At 59.1% G+C, this 16,382-nt stretch carries 11 protein-coding genes, 1 tRNA gene and 1 pseudogene; 6 read left to right on the plus strand and 7 right to left on the minus strand.

What is annotated here, in order from left to right; genetic code table 11:
• Positions 1-60: 60 nt before the first annotated feature.
• Positions 61-1,674: pseudogene (locus tag CF137_RS15840) on the minus strand (alpha-amylase family glycosyl hydrolase).
• A 260-nt stretch (positions 1,675-1,934) separates the two neighbouring features.
• Positions 1,935-2,192: a DUF2442 domain-containing protein gene (locus CF137_RS15845; RefSeq protein WP_139720193.1), complete on the minus strand. Its 258-nt coding sequence runs from the start codon at positions 2,190-2,192 to the stop codon at positions 1,935-1,937.
• A gap of 262 nt (positions 2,193-2,454) precedes the next feature.
• On the opposite strand from CF137_RS15845, the gene CF137_RS15850 reads away from it, so the two are divergent.
• Entirely contained in the window at positions 2,455-4,419 is a 1,965-nt protein-coding gene (locus CF137_RS15850) for an LTA synthase family protein (RefSeq protein WP_139720196.1), read from the plus strand.
• Between the two features lie 107 nt (positions 4,420-4,526).
• On the opposite strand, the gene CF137_RS15855 is transcribed toward CF137_RS15850, so the two are convergent.
• A complete protein-coding gene (locus tag CF137_RS15855; RefSeq protein WP_042023133.1) occupies positions 4,527-4,997 on the minus strand; it encodes an Lrp/AsnC family transcriptional regulator in 471 nt (156 codons plus the stop codon).
• Positions 4,998-5,157: 160 nt separating this feature from the next.
• Here CF137_RS15855 and CF137_RS15860 point away from each other — a divergent pair, with 160 nt between their 5' ends.
• Positions 5,158-5,676, plus strand: a complete 519-nt coding sequence (locus tag CF137_RS15860) for a cyclin-dependent kinase inhibitor 3 family protein (protein WP_162515957.1) — start codon at positions 5,158-5,160, stop codon at positions 5,674-5,676.
• On the opposite strand, the gene metA is transcribed toward CF137_RS15860, so the two are convergent.
• Positions 5,677-6,624, minus strand: coding sequence for a homoserine O-acetyltransferase MetA (gene metA, locus CF137_RS15865; RefSeq protein ID WP_139720201.1), 948 nt, complete (start codon positions 6,622-6,624; stop codon positions 5,677-5,679).
• 144 nt (positions 6,625-6,768) lie between these two features.
• Here metA and CF137_RS15870 point away from each other — a divergent pair, with 144 nt between their 5' ends.
• The 4 genes from CF137_RS15870 to yidA all read left to right on the plus strand — a co-directional run bounded on the left by CF137_RS15870 (position 6,769) and on the right by yidA (position 12,070).
• Entirely contained in the window at positions 6,769-8,007 is a 1,239-nt protein-coding gene (locus tag CF137_RS15870) for an HD-GYP domain-containing protein (RefSeq protein ID WP_162515958.1), read from the plus strand.
• 54 nt (positions 8,008-8,061) lie between these two features.
• The gene (locus CF137_RS15875) at positions 8,062-9,210 is read left to right on the plus strand and encodes a competence/damage-inducible protein A (RefSeq protein WP_139720206.1); all 1,149 of its coding nucleotides are present in this window, start codon (positions 8,062-8,064) and stop codon (positions 9,208-9,210) included.
• Positions 9,211-9,478: 268 nt separating this feature from the next.
• Entirely contained in the window at positions 9,479-11,146 is a 1,668-nt protein-coding gene (locus tag CF137_RS15880) for a DUF342 domain-containing protein (RefSeq protein ID WP_139720209.1), read from the plus strand.
• Positions 11,147-11,260: 114 nt separating this feature from the next.
• Positions 11,261-12,070 (plus strand): sugar-phosphatase, encoded by an 810-nt coding sequence (gene yidA / locus CF137_RS15885; protein ID WP_139720212.1) that lies wholly within the window; start codon positions 11,261-11,263, stop codon positions 12,068-12,070.
• Between the two features lie 118 nt (positions 12,071-12,188).
• On the opposite strand, the gene CF137_RS15890 is transcribed toward yidA, so the two are convergent.
• The 3 genes from CF137_RS15890 to CF137_RS15900 form a co-directional block, all read right to left on the minus strand.
• Positions 12,189-15,272 carry a transglycosylase domain-containing protein gene (locus CF137_RS15890; protein ID WP_139720214.1) on the minus strand — a complete coding sequence of 1,028 codons (3,084 nt, stop codon included), beginning with the start codon at positions 15,270-15,272 and terminating at the stop codon, positions 12,189-12,191.
• Between the two features lie 203 nt (positions 15,273-15,475).
• Entirely contained in the window at positions 15,476-15,793 is a 318-nt protein-coding gene (gene tmaR / locus CF137_RS15895) for a PTS system regulator TmaR (protein ID WP_139720216.1), read from the minus strand.
• Positions 15,794-16,207: 414 nt separating this feature from the next.
• Positions 16,208-16,284 (minus strand) — tRNA-Asp (locus CF137_RS15900).
• Between the last annotated feature and the right edge of the window lie 98 nt (positions 16,285-16,382).

Here is a 16,382-nt window from a genome sequence, read left to right on the forward strand (position 1 = left end):
AATGACAGAGAGGGCCCCGCGATGGGGCCCTCTCTCGTCTCACAGCTTGTTGCCGCTGACCTATTGCAGGCGCAGGAAACGCCCGCTCAAGGGGGGAAGCTCCACCGTCACGCTGCTGCCGCCGATGGCCAGACTCTCGCCGCTTTGCAGATCCACCAGCGCGCTGCCGCTGCGCAGCTTGCCCGTCGGCAAGTTGTAGCTGAGCGCCGTGGTGGAGAGGTTAAGCAGGTAGACGACTTGCTCCCCCGCCGTCTGCTTGATGTCGCCATAGAGGCTGCCATCGGCCACCAGCTTGACTCGTTCCCCCTGATAGAGGGCGGGATGAGCGGCGCGCATCCCTAGCAATTGGGCGAGCCACTCTTTCAGCTCGGCCTGTTCGGCACTGGCCACAAAACCGCTGACAGCGGGCACCTTGCCGTCGCTGCGAGCCACGTGATCGTCGCACAGTCCCAGCGCCGCGCAGTCGCCGCCAACCTTGGCGGCAAAGCCCGGCACCTCGTCGCCAAACTCCTCGCCATAGTAGAAGGTGATGGGGCCGGAGCGGGCAGCGAGGAAGCTGAAGGCCGCCTTGTGGCGCAGCCAGTACTCCGCCGGATTGAAGTGACCGCGCTCCAGCAGATCACCGAAACGCACCAGATCGTGGTTGCCCAGCATCAGGTTCGGCATGGCGTGGCTGGGGTAGTTTTCCACCTTGTTCCAGCTGGCGTCGAGCACGCTGGCCCCTTGCCCGCCCTTGCCGGACTCCTCCACCGCCAGCGCCTGCACGATACCGTAGCGCAGCGGGAAGTCGAACGCCGAGGCGAGCGCCGGGTTGTCGCTCGATCCATACGCCTCGGCACGAATATCATCAGCCCCCTTCCACACCTAGCCCACCATGTAGCCGAGAGTGCCCCACTGCTGACCGGCGGCCTTGCGCGTCGCGCTGGCTCGTTCCACTTCGCTCCGAATGGCGCGCCACTCGTCCAGATTGAGCTGATAGGCCTGATCGAGGCGCCAGCCATCGATGCCATACTGCTCGACCCAGTAACGGGCCACCTCCTTGAAGTAGGCGAGGCTCTGGGGCTTACTGTAATCCACCAGCTGACCGGGATAACCGGCACCGCCGCTGGTGAGGGCAGGCAGACGCCCCTCTGGCGACGGCTTGCTCACCCCCACCTTGTTGACGTGGCCAAACACCCCATCGAGGAAAACGTAGAGGCCACGCTGGTGGGCCCCATCCACCAGTTTTTTCAGCTTGGCATTGCTGCCGAAGTTGGGGTCCACGGTGAAAAAGTCGCAGGCGAAGTAGCCGGTGGCATCGAGCTTGTTGTCGCCGCCCTGACCGGCGCAGGAGTCAAACACCGGGGTGAGCCAGATGGCGTTGACGTTGAGACTCTTGATATGGTCGAGACTGTCGATGATCCCCTGCAGATCGCCGTTATGCTGGGAGGGGCCATAGCCGACGCCGTAGTTGGCACTGCCGTCACCATCGGCAAACGACTCCACCATCACCTGATAGATGCGCAGGTTGCAGGCGGGTTGATCATCGCCATAGCAGGCACGGTTGCTGACCAGATCGGTACGGTTGGGAACCGGCGGGATGACTTCACCACCGGAAGAACTGCTGCCACCGCAGGCAGCCAGTAACAGGGCGGCCCCGAGCAGGCCGCCATAGCGTAACGTTCCTTGTTTCATTGTTATGTTCCCGCTGTGAGAGCAGGCGTCTGATACGCCTGTTTTTCACCATGATAGCGAGCGAGCCCAGAATGCGCTGTGACTGAAAACGTTATCTGAATCAACTGGTTAAGCGCACCTGCCGAGGCAAAACGGTAGTTGACCGAGAGCCAATATGATCGGCTCGGGTATGCGGCCACGCAGCTCATAGCCAACCCGACCTGACTGGTGTGCAGCGACGTGAAGAGGGGTCGATCCCCCTTGCTCACAAACAGCGGGGATTAACGGAAGGCTTCCCGTTCATCGATGGGGGAGATCAGGTGATAAATCTCGTGGGCTGACAAGGTACAGCCGACCGGCCACTCCAACTGGTGGTGACGGTTGATGAAGACCCGGGCGCACTGGCGCTCACTCTCCAGTTTTGCAAACAGCGCCTGACCACGCCAGGGGTTCAGATCCAGCACCCCTGTGATACCGTCCGATAACACCACGAACAGACGCCATCCCTGCACATACTCCACATCGATAAAGACCGGCATCCTTTCGGCTCCGATTGGGATAATTCGCGGTAATTATAAACACCCGTCACCCTATCCATACGCGCCGCAGCTCACATTTCACCCAGCAGATTATTCTGTAATCATTAACTGCACGCCGTCACACCCTTTGATAAGCGATATGTTAATTGCCCCTTTTGGCAAGCTAGAGTGCAACCTTCTCCCCATCTGCCTGTCATAAGGTCACAACAAATAAAAAAAAACGTCTGTGGACAGACGTTTACAGGCTCTATCAGGAACATTCATGACAAACCTAAAACAGCGACTGGGCCCATTTTGGCCTTTCGCTATCTTCTGCGCGCTCGCCCTGTTCTCTCTCACCTTCAGTCGAATTGCCCTCGGCCTCTGGCAACTGGAACGGGTGGATGCCGTTGCCGGTTGGCAGGAGATGCTGCTGCAAGGGATCCGGGTCGATTTTGCCACCCTCTGCTGGGTCTGGGGCGTCCCCGCCATGTTCACCCTGCTGCTGGCGGGCCCCCATGCCATCGGCCGTGGCTGGCTGCAACTGATGCGAGTGTGGCTGACCGTCGGACTCTGGCTGATGTTGTTCCTCGAGATCTCCACCCCCTCTTTCGTTACCGAGTACGGCTTGCGCCCCAATCGCCTCTATGTGGAGTACCTCATCTATCCGAAGGAGGTGCTCTCCATGTTGTGGGCGGGCCGCAAAGCCGAGCTGCTGCTGGCCGTGGTATTCAGTGGCGCCGTGCTGGCCGGTGGCTGGTGGCTGAGCGGCCGTCTGGTGCGTGGCCTCAGCTTCCCCCGCTGGTATCTGCGTCCAGCGTTTGCCCTGCTTATTCTGGCCATCGGCTTTCTCGGCGCTCGCTCCAGTCTTGGCCACCGCGCCCTGAATCCGGCCATGGTCGCCTTTGCCGATGATCCGCTGATCAACTCACTCACTGTCAACTCCGCCTACTCCCTCTTCTTTGCCATCAAACAGATGGGTGCCGAAGAGGATGCCAGCCAGTTTTACGGCAAGATGTCCGAGGAGAAAGTGCTCGAGATCATGCGCCAGGAGAGTGGCCGTCCGGCCAGTGATTTCAACTCGGATCTGCTGCCCAGCCAGACCTTCAACCCGGCGAGCTTTCAGGGCAAACCAAAGAATCTGGTGATCTTGCTGCAGGAGAGCCTGGGCGCCCAATTTGTCGGTTCCCTCGGTGGCCTGCCGCTCACCCCCAACATCGATGCACTGTCCCAACAGGGTTGGGCCTTCGAGCAGCTCTACGCCACCGGCACCCGCTCGGTGCGCGGTATCGAGGCGGTGCTGACGGGCTTCACGCCGACCCCGGCACAGGCGGTGGTCAAACTCGGCAAGAGCCAGACCAACTTCTTCACCATCGCCGATCTGCTCAAACAGCGAGGTTATGACACCAGCTTTATCTACGGCGGCGAGAGCCACTTCGACAACATGCGCAGCTTCTTCCTCGGCAACGGCTTCACCACCATCGTCGAGCAGAAGGATTTCGACAATCCGGTATTCAAGGGCTCATGGGGCGCCTCTGACGAGGATCTGATGGCCAAAGCCGACGAGACCTTCAAGGCACTGCACAAGGAGGGCAAACCCTTCTTCAGTCTGGTGTTCAGCTCCAGCAACCACGATCCGTTCGAATTCCCGGACAATCGCATCGAGCTCTTCGAGCAGCCCAAGCAGACCCGTAACAACGCGGCCAAGTATGCGGATTACGCCATCGGCGAGTTCTTCAAGAAGGCGAAACAGTCCGAATACTGGAAGGACACCCTGTTCCTGGTGATCGCCGATCACGACAGTCGGGTCGGCGGCTCCAGTCTGGTGCCCATCCCCCGCTTCCATATTCCGGGGGTCATCGTCGGTGACGGCATAGCGCCGAAGAAGGATCCGCGCATCGTCAGCCAGATCGACATGGCACCGACCTTGCTCTCCCTGATGGGGATCAGTGCCGACCACCCCATGCTGGGCAAGGATCTGACCCGCATGCCCGCCGACTGGCCGGGACGCGCCCTCATGCAGTACGACAAAAACTTCGCCCTGATGCGCGGCAAGGATGTGGTGATCCTGCAACCAGAGCGACCAGCAGAAGGATTTGTCTATAACCAGACCAGTGAAGCGTTGACCTCTGCCGCACAACCTGACGCGATGAAAGACGATGCCCTTGGTCTGGTGCTCTGGGGCAGCATGGCCTATCAGCAGGGGCTCTATCAGACCGCAAAGGATCAACGGGTCGCCGCCAAATAAGCGTCCCCTTTCGGATAGCAATGAGGCCAAAAAGGTAACATGTTGAATAGAAAAAACCGCCAGCTGGCGGTTTTTTCTATCTACTCAACCGAGCGACTCGCCCGCCGTTATGGCTGGGTAAAACAGGGTAACGAACGGCTGAATCTGTGCTCGAATACCAGTGAGGTTTCGAGGTGCACCACCTCCTCGCGGGAGGTGAAGTGGTCGAACACGAAGTTACGCAGGTGCTCGGTGTCGGAGACACACAGGTGCACCAGAAAATCATCCTTGCCGCCCATATGGAACAGGCTGATCACTTCGGGCAGCGCCAGAATGGCATCGCGGAAGGCATCGATGATCTGGCGACTATGGCGGGCCAGCTGCAGGGAGACCATGGCCTGAATGTGGCCGCCGAGGGCCTGATAGTCCACTTCGCAGTGCGCCCCCTTGAGCACGCCATCCTGCTGCAGTTTGCGTACCCGCTCCAGACAGGTGGAGGGGGCAACCCCCACCAACGCGGCCAGATCCTTGTTGGTCATGCCCGCATCACGAAACAGATGGGCCAGGATATCCAGGTCCAGTTGATCCAGATTTCTCATCTTAACTCCTTGAACCACACAATTTTTTTAAACTCTGCCCGTAAACCGGACCGAACACAACGCAGATTGACATCGCGACCACGCGCCCTATCCTTTGTCACACTCAGCATCCGGGCCTGGCCCGTTTCGTCTTGCCCCTACCTGCCTCATAAGGACTTTTATGTACTCGTCTCATCCCTTCTGGAGCCAGGAAGTCCCCCGTGTCGATGGCCAACTGCTGCTGACCCCCTGCCCCGGCACCCAGCAGGTGCCGTTGACCCTGGCCCTCGATCAACTGAGGTTTGCCGGCGCCCACGGCGTGGTGACCTTGATGACGGCGGCCGAGCTGGCCCGACTCGAACTGGATCAACTCGGTCAGCAGGTCGAGCGCGAAGGGATGCGCTGGTTCCATCTGCCCATCGAGGATGACCAGGCCCCCGATAGCGCCTTTGATCTGATCTGGCAACAAGCCCTGCCTGCCATGCGCGAGCTGCTGGGGGATGGCAAGCATTTGGTCATTCACTGCAAAGGGGGCAGCGGTCGTACCGGTCTGGTCGCCGCCGCGCTGCTGATGACCCTGGGCCAGCCACAAGCAGAAGCCATGGCCGCCATCAAGGCCCACAGACCCAAAGCATTCAACCTGGCCGTGCACCGCCAGTGGCTCGACCAGCTGGCCACGCGGTTGGAGCAGGGCGGCTGACTACTTGCCGCCCTGACCGTAGGTAAAGACCTTGCCGATATCCTCTACCCGATAACTGGTGAGCTGATAGACGTAGTAGTTGAGCCAGTTGGCAAACAGCAAGTGACCATGGCTACGCCAACTGGCGCGCGGGGTATTGCCCGGCTCGTTATCAGGGTAGTAGTTGACCGGAATGGCCGGGTCGAGCCCTGCCGCCAGATCCCGCTGATACTCTCCGTCCAGGGTCAGGGTGTCGTATTCAGGATGACCGGTGACGAACACCTGGCGACAATCCTTGGTCGCCGCCAGATAGACCCCCGCCTCTGCTGACTCGGCAAAAATCTGCAGGTCGGTATGGGTGCGGATCAGATCGCCATCGAACGCCGCATAGCGGGAGTGGGGGGCGACAAACTCGTCATCAAAACCGCGCAGCAGCGGCTCGTGCTCATCGAGGCGATGATGGCGGTAAACCCCGGAGAGCTTCTCGCCGTGGGTCTGCTTCTCCATGCCATAGAGCGCCTTGAGTGCCGCCTGCACCGCCCAGCAGAGGAACAGGGTGGAGGTGACATGCTGATGGGACCACTCAATGATCTCGACGATGCGCGGCCAGTAGACCACCTCTTCGAACTCCACCAGCCCGAGCGGCGCCCCGGTGATGATCATGCCGTCATAGTTATTGCCACGCACCTGCTCGAAGTCGTGATAGAAGTTCTCGAGGTGCGCCTGCGGCGTATTCTTCGACTCCCGATCGTCGATGCGCAGCAGATCCACATCCACCTGCAACGGCGAGTTGGAGAGCATCCGCATCAGCTGGATCTCAGTCTCAATCTTCTTTGGCATCAGGTTGAGGATCAACACCCGCAGCGGGCGGATGTTCTGGGTGACGGCCCGGGATTCCGTCATCACGAAGATGTTCTCCTGCCCCAGCACTTCGGCGGCGGGTAACTGATCCGGGATTTTGATCGGCATGCTTACTCCCTGTACTGCATCGGTAAAAGTGTCTGGACATCCAGAAGCCTATAATAAAGCCCCCAGCCTGTCATCAGATACCTTTTGTATTCATCCTCGCCTTTGACTAGCATACGGCTCAGTGTGCCTCCTGCTTCCAAGATAATGACTGGTATCAAGATTTCCGTAGATCGACTGCAAGTCGGCAACTTTGTATCCCTGCCACTGGGGTGGCGCGAACACCCGTTCCTGTTTTCCAGCTTCAAGATCAAAAATGAAGAGGAGATCGAACTGATCCGCCGTCTCGGTCTCAAGCTGGTCACCATCATTCCCGACAAGAGCGACGCGCCTCCCAAGCCTCTCAGCCAGGTGCAACCGCAACCAGCCGAAGCGTCAGATACTGCGCAGCGTCAGGCGCAGATGCAGCAGGAGAAAGATCGCCGCATCGAGCAACTGCAGCAATATCGTCGCGACTTGCAGCAGTGCGAGAAGCAGTTCCAGCAGTCGCTGGCACAGGTGCGCAATGTGATGAGCAAGCTCCAGTCCCGCCCCCTCAATGCCATTGGCGAGGCGCAGGAGCTGATCAACGCCATGACCGAGCAACTGCTCGCCGTGGATGAGATGGTGCTTCATCTGGTCTCCGACAGCGATGATAACAACAACCTCTACTTCCACTCCCTCAATGTCAGCGTGCTCTGCATGCTGCTGGCCAAGGAGTGCGCCATGTCGGCCGACCAGATCCGCCAGATCGGCATGGGGGCACTGTTCCACGACATCGGCAAGCTGAAGATCCCGAGCCAGATCCTGCGCAAGAGCGAACCCCTCACCAAGCCGGAACAGAACCTGATGGCCCAGCACCCGCGCTACGGTCTGGATCTGCTCAATCTGGCCAAGGATTTCCCGGCCGAGTCGAAGGGGATAGTGCTGCATCACCACGAATACCTGGATGGCAGCGGCCCGGAAGGGCTCAAGGGTGGCCAGCTCGACCCGCTGACCCAGATGGTGTCGCTGATCAACGAGTACGATAACCTCTGCCACATGCAGGCCAAGGTGCCCTACTCGGCCCTGAGCGGCCTCTACAAGCAGCGCAAAGCCCAGTTCAATCCGGAGTACCTCAGCATGCTGATCCGGCTGATGGGTATCTACCCCCCCGGCAGCGTGGTGCAGTTATCCAACGGCCAGGTGGGGCTGGTGATGTCGGTCAACGCCTCCCGCCTGCTCTACCCTTCGGTGCTGGTCTACGATCCGCGCATCCCGCGCCAGGAGGCGGCCATCATTGACCTGCAACAGGTCGAATTGTCGATTGCCAAGGTGATCCACCCCAAACGGCTGCCACCTGCAGTGTTCGAGTACCTCAATCCACGCACCCGGATCAGCTACTACTTCGAGCAAGCCAAATCCTGATTGCCCTGGCCTCAGGTCAGCGCCGTTACCCTTTTCTAAAGCAAGGAGTTCGCCATGCGTATCGAGATCATCAGTACCGGAGACGAAATAGTGACGGGGCTGGTGGTGGATACCAACGCGGCCTGGCTCAGCGCCCTGCTGCTGGAACAGGGGTGGCAGGTGCGCCGCCGCCTGACGGTGGGGGATAACCTCGCCGACCTGAAAACGGTGCTGCAAGAGAGCGCCAGCCGCGCCGAGGTGGTGCTGGTGTGCGGCGGGCTCGGGCCCACTGCCGATGACCTCACCGCTCAGGCCGCCGCCGAGGCCTTTGGTCAGCCACTCACCCTGTTCCCCGACTGGCTCGCCACCATCACCGCCCGCTACGCCAGCCGGGGCCGCCCCATGGCACAAAGCAATGCCAAGCAGGCCTGGTTGCCACAGGGGGGCGAGATCCTCGACAACCCGGTCGGCACCGCCTGCGGTTTTGTGGTGCGAAGTGGCCAGAGCCAGCTCTTCTTCACCCCGGGCGTGCCGTTCGAATTCAAGCAGATGGTGCGCGAGCAGATCTTGCCGCGCCTCAAGCTACTGGCCGGAACGCAGACCGACACCGAGCTGCGCCGCTTTTACACCTTCGGCGTCTCGGAATCGGCCCTCAGCGACATGCTGGATGCCACCCCCTGGCCCACCGGCATCGAGCTGGGTTACCGCTCCGCCATGCCCCTCATCGAGCTGAAACTGATCGGCCACGGCGCCAGCGCCGCTGATATAGATAGCGCCGAGAGCCGACTGCTCAGCACGATCCGCCCCTGGCTAGTCGGCAGCGGGGATAGCGAGTCGGCGCAACAGATCCTCGCGCTGCTGCAAGGCAGGCCACTGACTCTGCTGGAGGGGGAGAGTGGCGGCGCGCTGCTGGCGCTTTGTCACGGCTATCCCCAGCTGGAGGCCCGCTTCAGCGCACAACTGGCCGATGAGCTGGCGCAGCTGCCGACAGCCGATGCAGACCTGCAGCTGACCATAGGGCGAGAGGGATCAGAGGGTGTGCCACTGCTGCTCAGCGCCGATGGCAAACAGATAGGCCAGACGGTCAAAGTCAGCCATCCCGATCCGGAGAGCCGCCGCAAGATCCTCGCCTTTGCCGCGCTCGACATGCTGCGCCGCCACCTGCTGGGTGAGCCGATACTCGGCGATTACCTCACGCTGGCCAGAACGGCCCAGCGCGGCTGATAACCACAGCCCCTGCCAGCGATACCCGTGTCGCTGGCAGAGATCTCCTGTCACGGTCCGGCGCACCTCTTCATACCATTTCCAAACAGCACCCACATTTATCCGGCCGTCATCACCGATTTGACCTCAATCCATTGACCATTCAGCAGAAATATCTGGATACTGCCCACTCTCACAGTCAGCGATTCGCTTTATCCATCATTGAGAGATTAAATGACAGTAGAGGGACGAAACGATCGCCCCTCCTTTCACCCGGCAAGGAGATACGGTGTTAAGCAAAGAGTGGCTGCTGCTATCAAGCGATATGGACCTGGTCTGCCTGCGAATTGCTGCCGGTCTCACCAAGCCGGTCACAGAACAGGATATTCAGGCTCTGCTGCTCGCCTCCAACTGTCGCCGTTATCAGCCACTGCCAGAGGGGGTCAAGCAGGCCATCAGCCTGCTCAATACGCTGCTCACTAACCCTGCCGCCCCCGTGCCCTCCAACCCGCTTCCCATCGCCAAACGGCAAGATGCCAGAGTCACCATAGTGGTGGAAAAAGATCGGATGAGCGCCAGCGCTCAGATCACCGCTGACTGGGGTGGCAAGTATGTGACGCTGGAACAGCTGCAAGAAGCCATCTCTCTTAGCGAGATCAAGCAGGGAGTGAGCGCGCCGCTGCTCACCGCCGCCATCCAGTCGGCCAGGGAGGCCACCCCCGGCAGCCAGCTCAAACTGGTCATCGCCCGCGGCCAGCCTACCGTCAATGGTCAGGACACCCGCTATGAACGCTTGGTGGAAACCCCTGCCGAGCGGATCCTCAAACCCAGGGAGCTGGATCATGACCGGGTCGATCTGCGGGATCTCGGCTCCATCGTCACCGTCAAGGCGGGCGCCCAGCTGATGCGCCGTCACCCGGCCACGGTCGGGGTGCCCGGCTTTACCGTGACCGGTCAAGAGCTGCCAGCCAAGAACGGCAAGGACAGTCCGATGAGTGCCGGGGACGGCACTTGCTTCTCACCTGACGATCCCGATCTGCTGATTGCCAGCCGCGCCGGGCTGCCCTGTCAGGAAAAATCGGGCATGAAAGTCGATGAGGTACTCAACGTCAAACGGGTGGATGCACGCCATGGTCATATCACCTTTGAAGGGGGCTTGATCGTCAATGACGACGTCAATCCGGGCATGAAGATCTCGGTCAGCGGCGACATTGTCATTGGCGGCTTTATCGAAGGGGGCTGGATCGAGGCGGGGGGCACCATCACGGTGCGTCACGGCATCATTGGCAGGCGCAACGAGCAGGGAGAGTACCTCTGCCAACTCAACGCCCAGGGTGAGATCCACGCCAGCTACGCCCAATATGCCCAGCTGGAGGCGGGTGGCGATATCCAGATCCAGAGCCAGCTCAGCCACTGTTACAGCCGTAGCGGACAGGACATCAAGGTGGGTGATGGCGGGATGCGCAAAGGCAACCTGCTGGGGGGGACCAGCATTGCCAATCGCCTCATCATCTCACCAGTGCTGGGGGCCTCCGCCGGTAATCAGACCAAACTGCAGATCCTCGGTGGTTACTTCACCCACAAGGAGCAGGAACATCAGCTCAAACTGCAGCAACAGGCGTGTCTGGATCAGCTGGAAAAGATCAAGGAGCTGGTGATGCGACTGGTGCAACTGCCCAGCGACAAGCGCAATCCAGATACCTTGCGCAAGCTGAAGCCCATCCGTGAACGCTATCAACTCGAGCTACGCCAGCTGGAGGAACAACTGGCCGCCAACCATGAAGAGCTGCAGAAACTGATGGCCGAGATGGACATCATCGCAACCCAGCACCTCTTCCCCGGGATCGAGGTGGAGATGGCTCACCACCACAACCGGGTCGATATCGAACATGGCCCGATCCACTTCTGCATCCGCGAAGATCAGCTGCTGATGAACCCCTATGAGGGGCACAAATAGGTCAACCGGCGCAGATCCACCGCTGAACCGGTCGTGATCCCGCCGCCGATTTTCGCTACACTCGCCACTTCCTTGGCCCCACCGGGCGGGCCACCCAGACTCAGGTAGTGAGAGATGTACAAGCTGATCGCATTGGATATGGATGGCACCCTGCTCAACCCGCAGGGCCAGATTACTCCCCGCACCCACGCCGCCATCAGCGCCGCGCGTGCCAAAGGGGTAACCGTGGTGCTGGCCTCTGGCCGCCCGCTGGAAGGGATGAGCCGCTATCTGGAAGAGCTCGGCCTCACCACCGAACATGATTACGTCATCTGCTACAACGGCGCCCTGGTGCAACAGGTGGCCGATCAGCGCATCATCCGCAGCCAGCTACTGACTGGCAGTGACGCCAGCGCCATCGCCAAACTGGCCGCTGAGCTGGAAGTGAACATTCACGGCTTCTCGGTTACCCGCGGCCTGATCAGTCCGCGGGTCAGCACCTACACCGAGCATGAATCGCGCCTGATCGGCATGCCGATCAATCTGATCGACTTCGCCACCCTGGCTGCCGACGAGCAGATCATGAAGGTGATGATGATCGACGAACCGCCCCAGCTCTCCCGCGCTATCGAGCGACTGCCAGCAGAGCTCTATGAGCGCTATACAGTGGTACAGAGCGCCCCCTTCTTCCTCGAGTTCATGAACAAGCAGAGCAACAAGGGAACCGGCGTCGCGGCACTGGCCGAGCACCTTGGCCTGACCCCTGAGCAGGTGATCACCGTTGGGGATGCCGGCAACGACCGCCATATGATCGAGTACGCGGGTCTCGGGGTTGCGATGGGCAATGCCACTGACGAGATCAAAGGAGTGGCCCAGCACATCACAGCCCGCAATGATGAAGATGGCGTCGCTCAGGTAATCGAGCTGTTCGTACTGAACGCCTGATCCCATCGCGTGACGCGGTTGCACCCGATGAGGAAAAGAAAACGGGGAGGCTGTTAGCCTCCCCGTTTGTTATCTGCCTGGTTATGTTATCTGCGTGATTAGCTGCAATGGGCCAGTATCACTGGTTCGCCAGACACTGGGTATGGGAGGCCGGTTGCAGGTATGGCATCAGCAATGGGGCCATCCCCTTGAGCACTTGTACCGGCAGTGCCGAGGTGAAGCGGAACTTGTCGGACTGACTGCCCGGCACATAGGCGGTCAGGGTGCCGAAGTGATCTTCACCGATGAAAAAGACAAAGGTCGCGGTCCGGTTGCGCGCCAGTGAACTGGTCACATTGCCATAACGACCTACCGTCTCGATCCGGTTATCACCGGTGCCGGTCTTGCCACCCATCTGCAACACGGTGCCGTCAGGCAATGCAAACGCACCGGCGATACGTCTGGCGGTTCCCCCTTCCACCACTTTGGAGAGGGCACTGCGCAGCGCGGCAGCGACCTCGGCAGGCATCACCCGGGTTCCCTCGGTATGCAAGGGTTCAAACGCTGTCTCGAACGGCGTCCCCTTGGCGAACGAGAGGTGCTCGATACGCAAGGTCGGCGTGCGGATACCGCCATTCTGGATAATCCCCATCAACTCCGCCAGTGCGGCCGGGCGATCACCGGAACTGCCCAAGGCGGTCGCCAGTGACGGCACCAGATGGTCAAACGGATAACCCAGCTTTGCCCAACGCTGGTGAATGTCGAGGAAGGCCTCAACCTCCAGCATGGTGCGGATCCGGCTGTCGCGGGCACTGCGATGACGGGTCTTGAACAACCAGCTGTAGACCTCCTGCCGCTCGTCACGGCTGGCCGCTACCGCATCGGCAAAGGTCGCCTTGTCGAATTCCTTGAGGTAGGCCAGCAGCCACAGCTCCAACGGGTGAACACGAGCGATGTAGCCCTGATCCGGCAGTGAATACTTACCCGGGCCATAGCTGACATAGAGCTGATTGATCCGCTTCGCACTCAATTTCTCCCGCGGCAGCCGCTCAGCCAGGAAGGCGGCAAAGGTCGCCTCGTTAGCATCCGGCATCAGATAGCGGTGTACCGCAGCCAGACGCACCGCGCTCGGTTTGAGGCCATCAAGGAAGGTATCGAGCTGCTCCTCGGGGGTCTTGCCTTGATATTTACGCCAGAAGCGCAGCAGATAGGTTTGCCCCTCTTTATCGGCAAATTTGGCCAGATACTCCTGACGACGGGGATCCTTGTCATCCTTGAGCAGCTGGGCGCGATTGCCCTCTTTATAGAGGCTGTAGCGCACGATATCGCGCATCAACCGGACAAATGGCAGGTTGATGGACTCACGCAGCGCATCGCGGATGGCGGGAATACGCCCGTTATCCTCGCGGCGGAAGTTATTGAAGGTATGCATGCCACCGCCGGTAAAGAAGCCTTCATTAGGGCTGGCGGAATATGTGCGATCCAGCGCCGCCTCCAGCATCACCGGCAAGCTCTTGTCTTTGGCACTCATCAGATAGGAGATAGCCCAGCGACTGAGATTATCCTGAGAGACCGACGCCAGTTTGCGCAAGCTCTCTGCTGGCATATTGGCGTAGTTATCGTGCAGTTCAGCCACAATCTCCAGATAGGTAGTCAGCACCCGTAACTTGGCAGTGGAGCCCAGCTCCAGCTTGGAGCCTTCGTTGATATCAAACGGCTGATCGGTGTTATCGGTTTGCACCCGCACCTTGAACCCTTCCGGTGACTTCTCGAACAGGGTGAAGCTGTAGCGCACATCACCGGTCTTCTCGGGGGAGAGCAAGCGCTCACCAAACAACCCGACTTGCGCTGCAACAGCAGGGTCGGCCAGTTGTTGCAGATAACGAGAGACTTCGTTCTGCAACGGCATGTTGAGGCTGGTATCTGCAGTCAGATCCATCCGGTCGAGATCATAGAGCTGCACCCCGAGCTGGCGGCTCAAGCGGGTACGAGCAACCTGCAACCCCTTGTTATTGTTCACTCGGGTGATGGCCGGGGACTTCAAGAAATCACGGAAGCTGATCTTGGCTTTGAGGGCGGCCTCCATCAACGGCGGCGTGATCATCCCCTCCTGTACAAACAGGCGCAGGTAGCTGTCTGTCAGGTCTGCGAGCGACGCGCGACCCTGAGCCAAATAGTAGGAGGGACGACGATGGGCAATCATCAGCGAGACCACCTGACGCAGGGCAAGCCCCTGCTCGGCCAGTGGCGCGTTCTGGTTGCGGGCGGGATCCAGCAGACGGTTCACGTCATCAACATTGGCGCCAAACCAGACCCACAGACCATCCCCCAGACCATGCACCTCACCATATCCCGGCGCAGCCGAGAGCGGCACCGAGTTGAGGTAGGCCCAAGCAACCAGCTTGCGCGCCTCCAGCGTTTCTGGCCCGAGACGATAGGCCCGCACACTGGCAGAGGCCATCTGACGGATCTTCTCGGTCGGCGACAGGGTCAGGCCATCCGGCGAGTGGCGATACTTCTCCACCTGGGTTGCCAGGGTACTGCCGCCGGCAGATTGATCCTGCATATCCAGCGCCTTGCCCACCTGAGAGAGTGCCGCCTTGGCAAAGCGGGGCCAGTCGACAGCCGGGTTGGCCAGTGGCTCCTCGTTGCTCAGCAATTCCCGGTTCTCGATAAACAGCAACGACTGGATCACCAGCGGTGGAACAGAGGCAAAGTCAGGATAATGATGGGTCGGGTATTTGAACTGGTAGAAAGGTTCCGCGCGGCAATCGTGGAGCGTCAGTCCGGCCTGAACCTTTTCGGTATAAGGCACAAAGAAGCCACGAGTGGCGTAGTCATAGAGGGCATCGGAGAAATGCGCCTGCCTGCTCACCTCATAACCCCGCTGCAGCAAACGCTCCTGCATCATTGGCAGTTGCACATAGCCGAGCCGCTTGTCGAACGGGCCATCACTGGGAAAAGCGATCTGCTTGCTCTGACCAGGCTCGACCTGAGAGGTCAGTTTGGCAGCATAGCGGGATATCTCTTGAGACTGTAGCGTCGAGGTTTTCATCTCATAGCCCACCAGGAAGATCACTACCCCCAGGCACGCTAAAAAGAGAAAACAAAACAACCAACGCCACCAAGAACGACGCTTGCGTTTTGGGGTCCCGTCCTTGGTTTGGACAGATGAATCTTGAGATGCCACTTGTGTCAAATCCGTCTGTTCTGATGCGCCCATATCAGCCCCACCATGGTTGCGCAATTTATTGTGTTTAAAGCTTAGTCTTTTCAAGTCAATGGCTTGAAACTATTGACCGCTTTGTAGTGATGGTAACAGGGCAACTCTAAAAAGGGGAGCCGATTGTTGCAGCAGTGGCAGAGATCCGAGCTGATAACAAAACACCGGCCATGGCCGGTGTTTATTTACTGACAGCTAAAAGCTTACTTGTGGGAGCTCATGCCCTTCAGCTTGCTGCTCAGCTCTTTACGCTCTTTGGAGAGATCGGCATTCTTGATGATGTGATCATCAACCCGCTCTTCATAGTCGGTACGCATGTTGGCGATGATAGCCTGGACATCATCAATGCTCATGCCCGGCTTGATGTAATCGCTCAGGTTGTCGAGCAGCAGCACACGCTTCTGGTTGTCACGGATCTTCTTCTCATTGTCCGTAATTTCACGCTTGAGTTTGTTCTGACGACGGGACATTCGCACATATTCCAGTACATCACTGAAAGTAGATTTGTTTACTTGTTCCATATCGATACCACTGGCTTAAGGTTGATAAAAACGGGCCAAGTTACACCTTTATCCCAGCGAACACCGAGCAGGGAAGGCAAACTCAAGATGCCCTTACTCTACCGAGTTATAAGCGAGATACAACCCTAATCACGCACCCTCCGCGGTGTTTGGCCAAAAGTACACCACCAAAACTGATCATTAAGCAACCAACGATCCGCTGATATAGCTATAAAAAAGAACCGCCTGCAAACGTTACAATTAAAATAGCAAGATTGATGGTACAACAATCAACCATGCCAGCAGCTAGAAACAGCAAAGCCCGGTCAAGAGGCCGGGCTTTGCTGTTCGCTCTGGTGTGCAAAAATTCGGGTCAGTGGGCAAAATCCGCCATAGCAAAAAGGCCTTCCCAGTCGGGAAGGCCTTTAAAATTAGTGGCGGAGCGGACGGGACTCGAACCCGCGACCCCCGGCGTGACAGGCCGGTATTCTAACCAACTGAACTACCGCTCCGCTATTTGGTTAGCTTTTCGCTAAATCTCTTGCCGCTTATCAGAGGTGTCATCCTCTCGGCCAATGACGTGATTCTTCACATCACTGTTTAATTGGGT

The organism is Aeromonas sobria (assembly GCF_006243315.1).
Taxonomy (GTDB): domain Bacteria; phylum Pseudomonadota; class Gammaproteobacteria; order Enterobacterales; family Aeromonadaceae; genus Aeromonas; species Aeromonas sobria_A.